Annotated in this window: 13 protein-coding genes; 8 read left to right on the top strand and 5 right to left on the bottom strand. The window is 70.5% G+C overall.

Annotated features, from left to right (window positions below; all coding sequences use genetic code 11):
* Positions 1-27: 27 nt before the first annotated feature.
* Both CBF90_RS07160 and CBF90_RS07155 read left to right on the top strand, forming a co-directional pair.
* A complete protein-coding gene (locus CBF90_RS07160; RefSeq protein ID WP_088380239.1) occupies positions 28-1,395 on the top strand; it encodes a hemolysin family protein in 1,368 nt (455 codons plus the stop codon).
* A complete protein-coding gene (locus CBF90_RS07155; protein ID WP_023955328.1) occupies positions 1,392-2,450 on the top strand; it encodes a hemolysin family protein in 1,059 nt (352 codons plus the stop codon). Before CBF90_RS07160 ends, CBF90_RS07155 begins: the two co-directional genes overlap by 4 nt.
* Before the next feature lie 24 nt (positions 2,451-2,474).
* On the opposite strand, the gene CBF90_RS07150 is transcribed toward CBF90_RS07155, so the two are convergent.
* Positions 2,475-3,542, bottom strand: a complete 1,068-nt coding sequence (locus tag CBF90_RS07150) for an NADH:flavin oxidoreductase/NADH oxidase (RefSeq protein WP_088380238.1) — start codon at positions 3,540-3,542, stop codon at positions 2,475-2,477.
* Positions 3,543-3,577: 35 nt separating this feature from the next.
* On the opposite strand from CBF90_RS07150, the gene CBF90_RS07145 reads away from it, so the two are divergent.
* The 4 genes from CBF90_RS07145 to CBF90_RS07130 are packed head-to-tail and all read left to right on the top strand — an operon-like array spanning position 3,578 to position 7,289.
* Positions 3,578-4,429 carry an ADP/ATP-dependent (S)-NAD(P)H-hydrate dehydratase gene (locus CBF90_RS07145; protein WP_023955323.1) on the top strand — a complete coding sequence of 284 codons (852 nt, stop codon included), beginning with the start codon at positions 3,578-3,580 and terminating at the stop codon, positions 4,427-4,429.
* Between the two features lie 42 nt (positions 4,430-4,471).
* A complete protein-coding gene (locus CBF90_RS07140; protein WP_242435611.1) occupies positions 4,472-5,677 on the top strand; it encodes a glycosyltransferase family 87 protein in 1,206 nt (401 codons plus the stop codon).
* A 14-nt stretch (positions 5,678-5,691) separates the two neighbouring features.
* A complete protein-coding gene (locus CBF90_RS07135; RefSeq protein ID WP_064955652.1) occupies positions 5,692-6,036 on the top strand; it encodes a thiamine-binding protein in 345 nt (114 codons plus the stop codon).
* Complete coding sequence (locus CBF90_RS07130) at positions 6,033-7,289, top strand: MFS transporter (RefSeq protein ID WP_277921429.1); 1,257 nt, start codon at positions 6,033-6,035, stop codon at positions 7,287-7,289. The genes CBF90_RS07135 and CBF90_RS07130 overlap by 4 nt, the downstream gene beginning before the upstream one ends.
* 4 nt (positions 7,290-7,293) lie before the next feature.
* Here the strand turns inward: CBF90_RS07130 and CBF90_RS07125 are convergent, their stop codons facing one another.
* Together CBF90_RS07125 and CBF90_RS07120 are read right to left on the bottom strand one after the other, a co-directional pair.
* On the bottom strand, positions 7,294-8,496 hold the full coding sequence (locus CBF90_RS07125) for a homoserine O-acetyltransferase (protein ID WP_088380237.1): 1,203 nt from the start codon (positions 8,494-8,496) through the stop codon (positions 7,294-7,296).
* Positions 8,497-8,542: 46 nt separating this feature from the next.
* Positions 8,543-9,559, bottom strand: coding sequence for a DUF2332 domain-containing protein (locus CBF90_RS07120; protein WP_088380236.1), 1,017 nt, complete (start codon positions 9,557-9,559; stop codon positions 8,543-8,545).
* Between the two features lie 180 nt (positions 9,560-9,739).
* Between CBF90_RS07120 and CBF90_RS07115 the strand changes: the two genes are divergently transcribed.
* Entirely contained in the window at positions 9,740-10,771 is a 1,032-nt protein-coding gene (locus CBF90_RS07115; protein WP_023955312.1) for a TerC family protein, read from the top strand.
* Positions 10,772-10,849: 78 nt separating this feature from the next.
* Here the strand turns inward: CBF90_RS07115 and CBF90_RS07110 are convergent, their stop codons facing one another.
* Positions 10,850-12,172, bottom strand: a complete 1,323-nt coding sequence (locus CBF90_RS07110; RefSeq protein WP_023955310.1) for a bifunctional o-acetylhomoserine/o-acetylserine sulfhydrylase — start codon at positions 12,170-12,172, stop codon at positions 10,850-10,852.
* A 120-nt stretch (positions 12,173-12,292) separates the two neighbouring features.
* On the opposite strand from CBF90_RS07110, the gene CBF90_RS07105 reads away from it, so the two are divergent.
* On the top strand, positions 12,293-13,078 hold the full coding sequence (locus CBF90_RS07105; RefSeq protein WP_172407799.1) for an SDR family oxidoreductase: 786 nt from the start codon (positions 12,293-12,295) through the stop codon (positions 13,076-13,078).
* Between the two features lie 14 nt (positions 13,079-13,092).
* Here the strand turns inward: CBF90_RS07105 and CBF90_RS07100 are convergent, their stop codons facing one another.
* Positions 13,093-14,589, bottom strand: a complete 1,497-nt coding sequence (locus CBF90_RS07100) for an MFS transporter (RefSeq protein ID WP_023955307.1) — start codon at positions 14,587-14,589, stop codon at positions 13,093-13,095.
* Between the last annotated feature and the right edge of the window lie 15 nt (positions 14,590-14,604).

Raw genomic sequence — 14,604 nt, 5'->3', positions numbered from 1 at the left:
ACCCCGACCGATCGGGGGTGACGCCTGATGGATTTCGTCATGCTGGGCGTGGGGCTCCTGCTGACCGTCGGCACCGGTCTGTTCGTCGCGAGCGAGTTCGCGCTCGTCAACCTCGATCGAGCTGATCTCGAGGCGCGCCAGGCGGCGGGTGAATCGCGCCTGTCGATGACGATCGCGGCGCTGCGGATCACCTCGACGCACCTGTCGAGCGCGCAGCTCGGCATCACCCTGACGACGCTGCTCACCGGTTACACGATGGAACCGGCGATCTCGAACCTGCTGTCACCGGTGTTCGAGGCGTGGGGCTGGCCCGAGACCGTGTCGCGCCCCGTCGCCGCCGTCGTCGGCGTCTCGATCGCGACGATCTTCTCGATGATCCTCGGCGAGCTCGTCCCGAAGAACTTCGCCCTGGCGATCCCGCGACAGACGGCGAAGCTCGTCATCCCGTTCCAGACGCTTTTCACGACCGTGTTCCGTCCGGCCGTCACGGTGCTCAACGGAAGCGCGAACGGGGTGCTCCGCTCGATGGGCGTCGAGCCCAAGGAGGAGCTGTCGGGTGCCCGTTCGGCGGAGGAGCTGTCGAGCCTCGTGCGCCGGTCGGCGAGTGCGGGCGTCCTCGAGAAGGACACCGCCTCGTTGCTCGATCGCTCGCTCACCTTCGCCCGGCTGACGACGGCCGACGTCATGACGCCGCGCCCGAGCCTGCATGCGGTCGCCGCGGGAGACAGCGTCGAGGACGTCATCCAGCTCGCGCGGCGCACGGGCCACAGCCGATTCCCGGTGTTCGGCGACTCGATGGACGACATCACCGGCATCGTCCACGTCAAGCAGGCGGTCAGCGTCCCGCGCGAGCGCCGCGCCGACGTCCCTGCCGCCGCCATCGCGGAGGAGCCGCTGCGGGTGCCCGAGGCCGTGCACCTCGACGCCGTCCTCGGCGAACTGCGCGCCCGGGGCTACCAGATGGCGATCGTCGTGGACGAGTACGGCGGCACAGCCGGTGTCGTGACCCTCGAGGATCTCGTGGAGGAGATCGTCGGCGAGGTGCTCGACGAGCACGACCGCAACCGCGCCGGCGTCCTGCGGGTCGCCGGAGGCATCGTCTTCCCCGCGGAGCTGCGTCCCGATGAGGTGCTCGACCGCACCGGCATCCGGGTTCCCGAGGGCGACGTCTACGACACCGTCGGCGGCTTCGTCATGAGCGTGCTCGAGCGGATCCCGGTCGTCGGCGACACCGTCGAGATCGACGACGGCACGCTCACCGTGCAGCGGATGGACGGCAGACGGGTGGACCGCGTGCGTTTCGAGCCCACCCCCGTGTCCGAGGAAGCACCCGCCGGGTCCGCGGTCGAGCCGATGCGACCGGCCCCGCGACGCGAGGACGGTGATCGTCGATGAACGATTGGGCGGGACTGGCCTGGCTCGTCGTGCTGCTGGCCTTCAACGCGTTCTTCGTCGCGAGCGAGTTCGCGGTCATCTCCGCGCGCCGCTCGCAGATCGAGCCCCTCGCCGACAAGGGGTCGCGCTCGGCGAAGACCGCGCTGTGGGCGATGGAGCACGCGACCCTCATGCTCGCGACGTGCCAGCTGGGCATCACGATCTGCTCGCTGGTGATCCTCAACGTCTCGGAGCCGGCGATCCACCACCTGCTGGCGGTGCCGCTCGGGCTCACCGGGTGGGGCGAGGCCGTCGTCGACGTCGTCGCCTTCGCCGTGGCCCTCATCGTCGTGTCGTACCTGCACGTCGTGTTCGGCGAGATGGTTCCGAAGAACCTGGCCTTCTCGCTGCCCGACCGTGCCGTGCTGCTGCTGGCGACGCCGCTGCGTTGGGTCTCGCGGGTCTTCTACCCGATCATCGTCGCCTTGAACTGGATCGCCAATCACGCCGTGCGGCTGTTCCGGGTCGAGCCGAAGGACGAGGCGACCTCGACGTACACGCTCGACGAGGTCGCCACCATCGTGGCGACATCCCGGATCGAAGGCGTGCTCGACGATGCGTCGGGAACGGTCGCAGCCGTCGTGGAGTTCACCGATAAGAAGGCGGCGGATGTCGCCGTGCCGTTCGGTGAGCTGGTCACGCTGCCCGAGACGGCGACCCCCGAGGACGTCGAGCGTGCCGTCGCGCGGCACGGCTTCTCGCGCTACGTCATCGTCGATGACACCGACCAGCCGGTCGGGTACGTGCACCTCAAGGACGTGCTGCGAGAGGCGGAGGATGCCGACGGCGCGGCGTCGCGGCCGATCAAGTCCAAGCGCATCCACCTCATGGTGCCGGTCGCCGAGACGACCGACCTCGAGGACGCACTTGCCCTCATGCGTCGGTCGAGCCGCCACCTCGCGCAGGTTCGGGATGCCGAGGGGCGGACGACCGCGGTGCTGTTCCTCGAGGACATCATCGAGGAGCTCATCGGCGAGGTGCACGACGCCACGCGCCGCGCACCTCGCTGGGCCTGAGCCGGGAGGGGCGTCGACGCGAGCTCAGCGGCGCCGTGCGCGGACGTACTGCGGCGGCCAGATCGCGGCGTCCTCGCCCAGCTCGTCGGCTGCGCGGAGCCCGAAATGCGGATCGCGCAGCCACTCGCGGCCGGCCATGATCGCATCGGCCGCTCCGGCGGCGAGGATCTCCTCGGCCTGGGTCCCGGTCGTGATCTCGCCGACCGCGCTGACGGGGAGGCCGGTGGTCTCGCGGATCTCTCGGGCGAAGGGCACCTGGTAGCCGGGCCCCGTCGTGATGCGCTGGTGCGCGACGAGCCCTCCGCTCGAGACGTCGACGAAGTCGGCGCCGCGCACGTGCGCCCAGGCCGCGACCGTCGCCGTGCCGGAGACATCCCAGCCGCCCTCGGCCCAGTCGGTCGCCGAGAAGCGCACGAACAGCGGAGCGTCAGGTGCCGCGGCGCGGACCGCCTCGACGATGCGCAGCAGGAGCCGTGCGCGGTTCTCGAGCGAGCCGCCGTACTCGTCGGTGCGCCGGTTCGACAACGGCGACAGGAACTCGTGCAGCAGGTAGCCGTGCGCGGCGTGGATCTCGAGCACGTCGAAGCCGGCCTCGATCGAACGGCGTGCTCCGTCGGCGAACGCGGTGACGAGGGTGTCGATCTCGGCGCGCTCGAGCTCGTCGGGCCGGGCGTAGCCGTCGAAGGCGACGGCCGAGGGGGCGAGCGCCTGCCAGCCGCCCTCCGCCTCCGGCACGGTCCCGCGCTCGGCGGCGAACGGCGAATAGGTCGACGCCTTGCGGCCCGCGTGCGCGAGCTGGATCGCGGCCACCGCCCCGCGGTCGTGGATCGCCGTCACGATCGGGCGCCAGGCGTCGCGCTGCTCGTCGTTCCAGATGCCGGTGTCCTCCGGGGTGATGCGCCCCTCGGGCACAACCGCGGTGGCCTCGGCCATGACGAGTCCGGCACCGCCCGACGCGAACTGCGCGAGGTGGACGTGATGCCAGTCGTTCGGGATGCCGTCCTGCGCCGAGTACTGGCACATGGGGGCGACCCAGAGGCGGTTGCGCACCTCGACGGTTCGGATGGTCAGGGGGCTGAACAACTGGCTCACGCCGGGCTCCTTCGGGGCGCCGATAGGGTGGCGCCATGGTCGAGATCCACGAATGGGATGCGCGCGACACGGTCGCGCTCCTGCGCAAGCCAACTGCCGACGACCACAAGTATTCCCGCGGGGTGCTCGGTGTGCGAACCGGATCGCAGGAGTATCCGGGAGCCGCCGTGCTCGGCGTCGAGGCCGCGTGGCGGACCGGCATCGGGATGGTCCGCTACCTGGGCCCCGAGCGTCCCGCCGACCTCGTGCTGCAGCGCCGACCCGAGACCGTGACCGCGCCCGGACGCGTGCAGGCGTGGCTGATCGGTTCGGGGACGGATGCCGCGACCCGGCCCGCCGCCGAGACCGCACGGCTGGGGGAGCTGCTGCAGGGCGACCTCCCCGTCGTCGTCGACGCCGGGGCCCTCGACCTGGTCCCGGGCGCGACCGCCCCGCTCGTCGTCACGCCGCACCAGAGCGAGCACGCGCGCCTGCGTGCGCTGCTCGGCCTCGACGAGGTGACACCGACGTCACTCGCCGACCGCATCGCTGCCGCCCGCGAGACTGCGGCCGCGGCGGGCATCGCCGTGCTGCTCAAGGGGGCCGAGACCGTCGTCGCGGCTCCCGACGGATGGACCGCCGTCGTCCGGGCCGGCACGGGGTGGCTCGCCACCGCGGGCACCGGTGACGTGCTCGGCGGCATCCTGGGAGCGGTCGTGGCGGCCCGGGGTGCTCAGCACGATCTGGATGCCGCCGCCCTGGGTCCGCTCGCCGCCGCGGCAGCGTACATCCACGGGCATGCCGGTCGCGGTGCCGGTCCCGGCCCCATCACAGCGCTGGACGTCGCTGAGGCCGTACCCGCCGTGATCGACGAGCTGCTCTCCGGAGGAGACCCGGCCGCGCGCTGACGCCACCGGCGGGCTGCGAGGCGCTCACCGTAGGATGTGACGGTGTCGAGACGGGGAACGCTGTGGGTCGCGTTCGCGCTCGTCCACGTCGTGGTCTCGGTGCTCGGGTTCGTGCTGCCGAACCAGCCGATGGGGGATGTCTACCTCGTCTACGAACCCTGGTCCCAGCGGGCGCTCTCCGGTGAGGGCATCGTCGGGATCGACGATGACTGGGTCTATCCCCAGCTCGCGCTCATCCCGCTCGTCCTGGCCCACGGGTTCGCCTGGATCGCCGGTTACACGGTCGGCTGGGCGATCTTCGTCACGGCGCTGGACGCCCTCGCCTTCGCGGTTCTCGTGGGGCGCGCGCGGTCGCGCGGACGCGTGACGGCGGCGTGGTTCTGGCTCGCCGCCATCCTGCTCCTCGGCCCGGTCGGCCTCTACCGGCTCGATGCCGTCACCGTCGCGCTCGCCGTCATGGGCTGCCTGTGGCTACGCGGCCGGCCGTGGCTGGCCGGCATCCTGCTGGCGGTCGCGACGTGGATCAAGGTCTGGCCGGCGGCGATCATCGCGGCCGCCGTCGTGGCGCTCCGGCAGCGGTGGGCGCTCGTCGGTGCCGGGCTCGTCGTCTCGGTCGCGACGCTCGCGGCCGTCGTCGTCGCCGGTGGGCTCGACCATGCGCTCGGGTTCATCGGCGATCAGACCGGGCGCGGGCTGCAGGTCGAGGCGCCCGTGAGCATGTTCTACCTGTGGGGGCAGATGCTCGGCATCCCGGGCTTCTTCGTCTACTACTCGACGGAGATCCTGACGTTCCAGGTGACCGGCACCGAGATCGATCCGGTCATCGCGGCGATGACTCCGATCCTCATGATCGGCGTGGGAGCCGTGGCGGTCGTCGCCGCCGTCAAGGTGCGCCGCGGCGCCGCGGTGAAGGATCTTCTGCCCGTCGCGGCGCTCGCGATCGTCACCGTGTTCATCGTGCTGAACAAGGTCGGGTCGCCGCAGTACCTGTGCTGGCTCGTCCCGCCCGTCGTGCTCGGGCTCGTCGTCGCGCGCCGCGATTGGGCGCGCCCGGCGATCCTGGTGCTCGTCCTCAGTGCGCTCACGCAGCTCGTCTACCCGGTGTTCTACGGGGAGGTGCTGTCGGCGCATCCCCTGGGTGTGGGCATCCTCACCGTGCGCAACGTCCTGCTCGTCGTCCTCGGCGTCTGGATGGTGGTGCGGCTCGTCCGCGTTCCCGTCCGAACGCCCTCGTCCGTTCCCGCCTGATCCGGAGGTCCATCATGCTCATCGCCTTCTCCGTCGCTCCCAGTGGCACCGGCAGCAATCCCGACGGCTCGGTGCACGATGCCGTCGCCGCGGCCGTGGCCGTCGTGCGGGCATCCGGCCTGCCGCACCGCACCACCTCGATGTTCACCGAGGTCGAGGGGGAGTGGGACGAGGTGATGGATGTCGTCAAGCGGGCCACCGAGGCGGTGCTCCCGTTCGGGTCGCGTGTCTCGCTCGTGCTGAAGGCCGACATCCGGCCGGGATACAGCGGCGAGCTCGACGGCAAGATCGAGCGCCTCGAGGGCGCACTCGAATCGATTCGACACGAGGGCGAGGGCGGCGCTACGCTCCCGGAGTGACGACGCCCGCCATTTCTCGCCCGACCGCCCGCCGGGCCCTGCTCTCGCTCGCGATCGGCAGCTTCGGCATCGGGATGACCGAGTTCGTCGTCATGGGCCTGCTGCCCGAGATCGCCGGCGAGCTGCTGCCCTCCGTCTACGCGGGCGATCCGGAAGCGGCGATCGCCCAGGCGGGGTGGCTCATCACGCTCTACGCCGCCGGCGTCGTGGTCGGCGCTCCGACCATCGCGGGTGTCGTGGCGAAGTACCCGCGCCACCGGGTCATGGTCTTCCTCGCGCTCGCCCTCACCGTCGGCAACGCGCTGACGCTCGTGCTGCCGACGTTCGAGCTCGTCGCGGCATCCCGGTTCCTCGCGGCGCTCCCGCACGGCGCCTACTTCGGCATCGGCGCGCTCGTCGCCGCCGACGTCCTGGGGCCGGGCAAGCGCGCGCAGGGCGTGGCGTTCGTGCTGACGGGCCTCACCATCGCCAACGTCGTGGGTGTTCCGCTCGGCACGTTCCTCGGTCAGCAGTTCGGATGGCGGGCCGCGTTCCTCGTCGTCGCGGCGATCTTCGCGCTGGCCACGGTGGCGATCGCCCTGACGGTCCCGCAGCACGCGGGGGAGCCGTCGCGCACCCTGCGCGCCGAACTGCGGGTCTTCGGTATCGGTCAGGTGTGGTTCGCCCTCGGCATCGGCGCGATCGGCTTCGGCGGCTTCTTCGCGGTGTACAGCTACGTCGCGACCCTCGTCACCGAGGCAGCCGGTTCACCGCAGTGGGCCGTGCCCATCGTGCTCGTCGTGGCCGGAGTCGGCATGACGATCGGAAACCTCGTCGGCGGCAGGCTCGCCGACCGCGACCTGCGCGGAAGCCTCCTCGGCGGTCTCGTCGCCCTCGCCCTGATCCAGGCGCTCCTCGCACTGACTGCCGGCTGGATCGTGACCGTGGGCCTGTTCGTCTTTCTCGTGGGGTTCTTCTCCGCGGCGCTGAGTCCGACGATCCAGACGCGCCTGATGGATGTCGCGGGCGACAATCAGTCCATCGCTGCGGCGCTGAACCACTCGGCCCTCAACATGGGCAACGCGCTGGGCGCGGCGCTCGGAGGGGCCGCGATCGCCGCCGGACTCGGATACGTCGCGCCGGTATGGGTGGGGGTCGTCCTCGCCCTCGCCGGATTCGGGGTCGCCTGCACGAGCTTCGCCGTCGAGGCTCGTGCGCGACGGCGGACGTCGTCCCGCACACCGCGGCCCGACGCGCCCGCACCGACGCGCTGAGGCGTCAGCCTTCGAGCAGCCGTCGCAGATGGGCGCCGACGACCGGTGTCTCGATGAGGAACGCGTCGTGACCGAAGTCGCTCGAGATCACCACCGCAGCGTCGTCGATGGTCGATCGGATGCCGCGAGCGATGCGGTGCTGCCCCTCGACGGGGAACAGCCGGTCTGAGTCGATGCCCAGCACGAGGGTGCGGGCGGTGACGCGCGCCAGGGCGTCTTCGATCCCGCCGCGGTCGCGACCGACGTCGTGCGAGTTCATCGCCTCGACGAGAGTGATGTAGCTGTTCGCGTCGAATCGTCGCGTGAACTTGTTGCCGTGGAAGTCGAGGTAGCTCTCCACCGCGAAGCGTCCACCGAGACCGAGGGGGCTCTTGCCCGACTGCCACGTGCGCTGGAAGCGCAGGTTCAGCTCGGTCGGGCTGCGGTAGTTCAGCAGAGCCATGCGGCGCGCGAGTGCGAGGCCGCGGTGGGGGCCGTCGCCGTCGGCCGCGTCGTAGTACTCGCCGTCCTGGAACCGCGGGTCGATGCGGATGGCCTCGAGCTGCACGGAGTTCAACGCGATCTGGTCGGCGGTGTTGACGGGCGGGGCGGCGAGGATGGCGAGTCGCTCCAGGCGCTCGGGGTGCCCGACGCCCCACTCGAGCGCGTGCATGCCGCCCATCGATCCGCCCACGACCGCGGCCCAGACCTCGACCCCGAGGGCGTCGGCCAGCCGGACCTGCGCGGCGACCTGGTCGCGGATCGTGAGGTACGGGAAGCGTGCCGCCCATTCGTAGCCGTCGGACGAGATCGACGAGGGGCCCGTCGACCCCTGGCAACCGCCCAGCATGTTGGGCGCGACGACGAACCAGCGGTCGGTGTCGATGGCCAGACCCGGACCGACGATGTCCTCCCACCAGCCGGCCGTCGGATGACCCGGGCCCGCCTCGCCGCGCAGGTGACTGTCGCCGGTGAGCGCGTGGAGCACCAGCACGGCGTTGTCGCGTTGGGGTGAGAGCTCGCCCCACGTCTCGTAGGCGAGGCGGAAGCTCGGCAGCTGCTCACCGCTCTCGGTGGAGAGCGGACCGAAGACCCCGAAGCTCCGGTGCCCGACGGGGTCGCCGTCGCGCCAGGCGCCCGTGGCAGGTGGCCGTCCGCGCAGCAGGCGCGCATCGGCCTCCGTGATCGGCGCGCTCGGCACCGTGTCCTCGGAGGTCTGCCAGTCCATGCGAGCCATTCTCCCGGGTGCGGGCGCACGCTGCTCGCGTGTTACGTCACGACCGGAACGGAGACACCTCGTAGGTCGCGCCGTGCTGGCCCGCGAGTGCGACCGGCACCCCGTCGACCGTCTGCACGAAGCTGCCGGTTGTGTCGACGCGCCGCGGCATCCGTCCGTCGATCTCCGGCAGGGTGCCCGCCGTCTCGTTCGAGATCCAGACGACGCGGCGGTTCACCCGTTTCCCGAGGGTGCTCACGAGGTCGGCGAAGCGGCGCCGTTCGTCGGCATCGAGGTACAGGAGCACCGCGCTGTGGAACACGACGAGCGTCACGTCGGGAGGGCTTTCGGCCGCGACCTCGGGGAGGCGGTCGAGGATGTCGCCGGCGACGATGCGCGGCGGGTCGGCCCGGGCCACCTCGACCGCTGCCCGCAGCCGACCGACGCGCTCGTCGTGAACGGAGCCCGGCCAGACGAGCGTCTCGAGCCAGGAGACCGCGTCCGTATCGCGCACGTCGATCGGGGCGAGGTCGATGCCGGCGCGCCAGACGACGTCGGGGAGGGAGTCGGGCACGGCGTCGGGATCGTCGATGCGGCAGCGCAGCAGCGGGCGCGGAGCGGCATCGGGTCCCGCGGGCACGATGGTCCGGGGGTGCTCGCAGCCGGGAGACGAGTACTCGTACGCGTACCGATCGGGATAGAGGCAGAGGCCGGCGGCGGTGCCGGTCTCGAGCAGGGCGATCGGGCCGTCGATGCGCGAAAGGGGAGGCAGGAGGGTGGTGCAGCGTCCGACCTCGTTGGTCTGCGTGCGGCGCTCCGCCGTGATGGCGGCGACCCGTTCCCACTCCGAGACCAGGCGTTCGCGCCACGCGGCGAACGGCTCGAGTCCGCAGCCGGCCCAGCGTGCGGCGGCGAAGACGAGGTTCGGCTGACCGCGGCGCTCGCCGAGCAGCGCGATCCGCTCGGTGAGCTCGTCGTCGCCCGCGATCTCGGTGGCCCATTCGGCGTAGATCGGCGAGCTGTCCCGGGCCCAGTCGGCGAACGAATGGTAGCGGCGGGAGGTAGCGGCGTCCATCGCTTCAGAGTAGATGCGCTGGGCGTCACGATCGTCGCGTAAGATACCGCGAAGCAAGGGGAGTACTTCCGCCTGCGGCGCTCTCGTCATTACGGATCCGACGTCGGATTCCGGGACGCCGGTCCCTCCGGGGATGAAGGAGACCTGGCCGTTCGCTACTGTCGACCCCTTGGAGCCTTCGTGGACATCACTCCGCTCGTGTGGATCATCACCATCGCGGTGACCATCGCCTTCTTCGTGTACGAGTTCTTCGCGCACGTGCGCACGCCGCACGAGCCGACGATCGCCGAATCCGCGCGCTGGTCGGCGTTCTACATCGGCCTCGCGCTCATCTTCGGCGTGGTCATCGGCTTCGTGCCGGGCTGGGGCTGGGTGTTCGCGGGCGAGTACTTCGCCGGCTACCTGACCGAGAAGGCGCTGTCGATCGACAATCTCTTCGTCTTCCTCATCATCATGACCGGCTTCGCGGTGCCGAAGAAGTACCAGCAGAAGGTGCTAATGATCGGCATCGTGATCGCGCTCATCATGCGCGGCGCGTTCATCGCCATCGGCGCGGCCCTCATCGACAACTTCTCGTGGATCTTCTACATCTTCGGCGCGCTGCTGCTGTTCCTCGCCTACCGTCAGGCTTTCTCGCACGGTGACTCCGACCCGGCCAACGGCAAGTTCATGCGCTTCGTCCGCCGCCACCTCCCCGTGACCGACGAGTACAACGGCGACAAGCTGACGGTGAAGAAGGACGGCAAGCGGTTCGTCACCCCGATGCTGCTGGTGATCATCGCGATCGGCTTCATCGACCTCGTCTTCGCGGTCGACTCGATCCCCGCGATCTACGGTCTGACCAACGAGGCGTACATCGTCTTCACGGCGAACGCCTTCGCCCTGATGGGCCTGCGCCAGCTGTTCTTCCTCATCGGCGGTCTGCTGGAGCGTCTGGTCTACCTCGCGCAGGGACTGGCCGTCATCCTCGCCTTCATCGGTGTGAAGCTCGTCTTCCACGCGCTCCACGTCAACGAGCTGCCGTTCATCAACGGCGGCGAGCCGCTGCTGTGGGTTCCTGAGATCCCGATCTGGTTCTCGCTGCTGTTCATCGCCGCCACCGTCGCGGTCGCCACCGTAGCGAGCCTCGCCAAGACCCGTGGCGACAAGGCGAAGAACGACCGCGAGCAGGTTCAGGGCGAGGAGATCACCACGGCCACCGACGCCGACTGACGGCCCCGCGAACGACGGATGCCCCGGCACCACCGCTCACGGTGGGCCGGGGCATCCGGTCGTTCTGAGGAGGAACGATCAGGCGCGCGCCGCCTCGACGACGTTGCGCGCGGCCGCGAGGGCCTGCTCGAGGTCGGCCTTGAGGTCGTCGATGTTCTCGAGACCGACCGACAGGCGGACGAGGCCCGGGGTGACACCGGTCGTGAGCTGCTGCTCCGGGGTCAGCTGCGAGTGGGTCGTGGATGCGGGGTGGATGACGAGCGAGCGCACGTCGCCGATGTTCGCCAGGTGGCTGAAGAGCTGGAGCGAGTCGACGAACGCGCGTCCGGCGGCGACGCCGCCCTTCAGCTCGAATGACAGCACCGCGCCGACGCCCTTCGGGGCGTAGCGGTTGGCAGCGGCGTACCAGGGCGAGGTCGGCAGGCCCGAGTAGTTCACCGACGCGATGTCGTCGTGGTTCTCGAGCCACTCCGCGATCTCCTGCGCGTTCTGCACGTGGCGCTCGATGCGCAGCGACAGCGTCTCGATGCCCTGGATGAGCAGCCAGGCGCTCTGCGGCGAGATCGCGGCGCCGAGGTCGCGCAGCAGCTGCACGCGGGCCTTGATGACGTAGGCGAGGCCGTCGCCGACCGCCTGCGTGTATACGGCGCCGTGGTACGAGGGGTCGGGCGTCGTGAGGCCCGGGAAGCGCTCCGAGTGCTCGGACCACGGGAAGCTGCCGCCGTCGACGATGACGCCGCCGATGACCGTGCCGTGCCCGCCGAGGAACTTCGTGGCGGAGTGCACGACGATGTCGGCGCCGTGCTCGAAGGGGCGGATGAGGTAGGGCGTGGCGATCGTGTTGTCGACGATGAGCGGCACACCGGCCTCGTGGGCGACGTCGGAGACGCCGCGGATGTCGAGGACGTTGATCTGCGGGTTGCCGATCGTCTCGGCGAAGAAGAGCTTCGTGTTGGGGCGCACCGCGCGGCGCCACTCCTCGAGGTCGTCCTGGTTCTCGACGAACGTGACCTCGATGCCGAGCTTGGCGAGCGTGTACTTGAACAGGTTGTACGTGCCGCCGTAGATCGAGCTCGAGGCGACGAAGTGGTCTCCGGCTTCGGCGATGTTGAGGATCGCGAAGGTCTCGGCGGCCTGACCCGACGCGACGAGGAGAGCGCCGGTGCCGCCCTCGAGTGCGGCGAGCCGCTGCTCGACGACATCCTGGGTGGGGTTCTGGATGCGCGTGTAGATGTTGCCGAACTCCGCCAGCGAGAACAGGTTCGCGGCGTGGTCGGAGTTGTCGAACACGTACGAGGTTGTCTGGTAGATCGGCGTCGCCCGTGCCTTGGTCACCGGGTCCGGTGCGGCTCCGGTGTGGATCTGCTTCGTCTCGAAGCGCCAGTTCTCGGATGCGGACATGCGTGGCTCCATCGGGTCGGGAAGCGGCGACGGTCGCCGGCCTGGGTCGAGCGTACGGAAACCGGATGTGCCCGACAATGCGCGGGACACGCTGCGTAACCTGACGGCTACGGTGGAGGGATGACGCGACGTGCAGTGGTCACCGGTGCGAGTTCGGGAATCGGCGAGGCGGTCGTCCGCGCGCTGAGGGCATCGGGATGGGAGGTGGTCGGCGTCGCCCGCCGAGCCGAACGGCTCGAGGCGCTCGATGCCGAGGTCGGCTCCGCGTCATTCGCCGCGGATCTGACCCGCGAGGCGGACGTCGCCGCACTCACCGAGCACCTCGCCGCCTCCGGTGACGTCCACGCCCTCGTGCACGTCGCGGGCGGGGCTCGCGGCACCGACCGCGTCGAAGACGGTGCGGCCGAAGACTGGCAGTGGATGTTCGAGGCGAACGTCCTGTCGGCGCAGCGGTTGACCGCGGCTCTCCTCCCACTGCTCCGACGCGCTGTCGCAGCAGGCGCCGGCCATGCCGACACCGTCTACGTCACCTCGACCGCAGCTCAGACGGCCTACCCCGGCGGAGCCGGCTACAACGCGGCGAAGGCGGGGGAATCGATGCTCGTCCACGCGCTCCGACTCGAGCTGAACGGTGAGCCCATCCGCGTGGTCGAGATCGCCCCCGGCATGGTGCGCACGGAGGAGTTCACCCTCAATCGTCTCGGCGGCGACCGGGAAGCGACCGATCGCCTGTACGAGGGCGTCGAGCAGCCGCTCGTCGCCGAAGACGTGGCGGATGTCGCAGCCTACGCGCTGAACGCACCAGGCCACGTCAACCTCGATCTGGTGACGATGCGTCCCGTCGCCCAGTCCGCGCAGCACCTGCTGGCGCGGGGAGCTCTGCGTCCTCGATCCACCGAGGTCTGAGGGGGCGTCCCCGCTCAGCCGCGGGGCTGAGCGACCGCGTCGCCCGTCCCGTCCGCGGCTCGCGCCACCGGCGGCTCGTCGGCATCGGCGAACGCCACGCGCGGCACGACGAACAGCAGAGCCGCCGCGACGAAGCCGCCGGCGGCGCAGATCGCCCAGACGGTGAGATAACCGCCGAGGGAGGCGGCGGTCTCGCTCGCGACGACACCCGCACCGGCGGCGAGGACGACGCCGAAGACCGCCGACGAGAACGTTCCGCCGATGGTCTTCGTCGTGTTGGTCATCGCCGACGCCACGCCCGTCTGTCCGCGCGGTGCTGCGGCGGCGGCGGCCGCCGGCATGGCCCCGACCAGGGCGCCGCAGCCCAGGCCCGCGATGCAGAGGTTGAGCAGCACCTGCCACAGCTCCCGGTGGAACGGCAGGAAGAGCGCATAGCCGACGCCGACGAGCAGCGCCGCGACGATGAGCACGATGCGGGGACTCGCGCGGCGCGAGGTGACCGCGAACAGCACGGCACCGACGATGAGAGACACGAGGTAGACCCCGATGATGTTCGACCTGTCGGTGGCGTCGAGCCCCAGCCCGTATCCGAGGGCGGGGTCCGTGCCCGCGTAGGTCGACAGCGGGCCCTGTGCGCCGAGGAGGCTGATACCGACCAGGAACGCGGTGGCCTGCACCGGCCACATCTCCGGTCGGGCGAGCATCCGCACATCGACCGCGGGGTCGGCCTGGCGCAGTTCGAACCGTCCGAAGACGACGAAACCCACGATTCCCGCGAGGAGCAGCGCCCACACCCAGAAGGCCGCGGGGCCGTTCAAACGGAGGAACGTCAGGGCGCTGGTGACGAACAGCAACGAGACCGCGAGGAGCGCGAAGCCGCGCGAGTCCAGCTGCCGCCGGCCCGGCTCGGGCTGAGACTCGGGCACCCAGAGCCAGATGACGACGGCGACGAGAGTCACCGCCACGGCCGGCACGATCAGCGTCAACGTCATGTCGCCGGCTGTGGCGGCGTAGATCCGGCCCGCGGCCAAGGCGCCCATGATGGCGCCCGCCTGGAGCCCGACGACCAGGAGCCCCGCCGCACGGCGGGTGAGCGAGACCCCGCGGCTCTGCCGCCTGCCCCGCTCGAAGATGAGCGCGATCTCGAGGGGGAGCCAGACGACGTAGAAGCCCTGCAGCGCCCAGGCGATCAGGAAGGTCCAGAAGGATGCCGCGAACGCGAGCCACCAGGTCGCTGCGGCGGTGAGGACGGCCGCGACGAGCAGGATCCGCTTGTGCCCATACATGTCGCCGAGCTTCGCCAGCACCGGCACGACGAGCGCTGAGAGCAGAAGCTGCGCGGCCTCGAACCAGTTCACGTCCGAGTCGTGGATCCCGAGCTCGGCGACGATGTCGCTGAAGAGCGGGACGTAGTAGCCCTGCAGGATGCCGCTGACGATCTCTACCAGGATGAACCAGCCGATCAGACCCGCGGTGACGCCCAGGGCGGAGGTGCGCAGCGTCGTCGACACGGGGTGAGCATACCG

Origin of the sequence: Microbacterium sp. AISO3 (assembly GCF_002204305.1) — a bacterium.
Classification (GTDB): Bacteria; Actinomycetota; Actinomycetes; order Actinomycetales; family Microbacteriaceae; genus Microbacterium; species Microbacterium arborescens.
The sequence above is the reverse complement of the archived record's forward strand: the minus strand, read 5'-3'. Positions and strand labels throughout refer to the sequence as shown.

What these genes read in the sequence shown, in the direction of transcription:
- CBF90_RS07160 (WP_088380239.1), top strand. Translation starts at nt 28, where the DNA reads ATGGATTTCGTCATGCTGGGCGTGGGGCTCCTGCTGACCGTCGGCACC.
- CBF90_RS07155 (WP_023955328.1), top strand. Translation starts at nt 1,392, where the DNA reads ATGAACGATTGGGCGGGACTGGCCTGGCTCGTCGTGCTGCTGGCCTTC.
- CBF90_RS07145 (WP_023955323.1), top strand. Translation starts at nt 3,578, where the DNA reads ATGGTCGAGATCCACGAATGGGATGCGCGCGACACGGTCGCGCTCCTG.
- CBF90_RS07135 (WP_064955652.1), top strand. Translation starts at nt 5,692, where the DNA reads ATGCTCATCGCCTTCTCCGTCGCTCCCAGTGGCACCGGCAGCAATCCC.
- CBF90_RS07125 (WP_088380237.1), bottom strand. Translation starts at nt 8,496, where the DNA reads ATGGACTGGCAGACCTCCGAGGACACGGTGCCGAGCGCGCCGATCACG.
- CBF90_RS07120 (WP_088380236.1), bottom strand. Translation starts at nt 9,559, where the DNA reads ATGGACGCCGCTACCTCCCGCCGCTACCATTCGTTCGCCGACTGGGCC.
- CBF90_RS07110 (WP_023955310.1), bottom strand. Translation starts at nt 12,172, where the DNA reads ATGTCCGCATCCGAGAACTGGCGCTTCGAGACGAAGCAGATCCACACC.
- CBF90_RS07105 (WP_172407799.1), top strand. Translation starts at nt 12,293, where the DNA reads ATGACGCGACGTGCAGTGGTCACCGGTGCGAGTTCGGGAATCGGCGAG.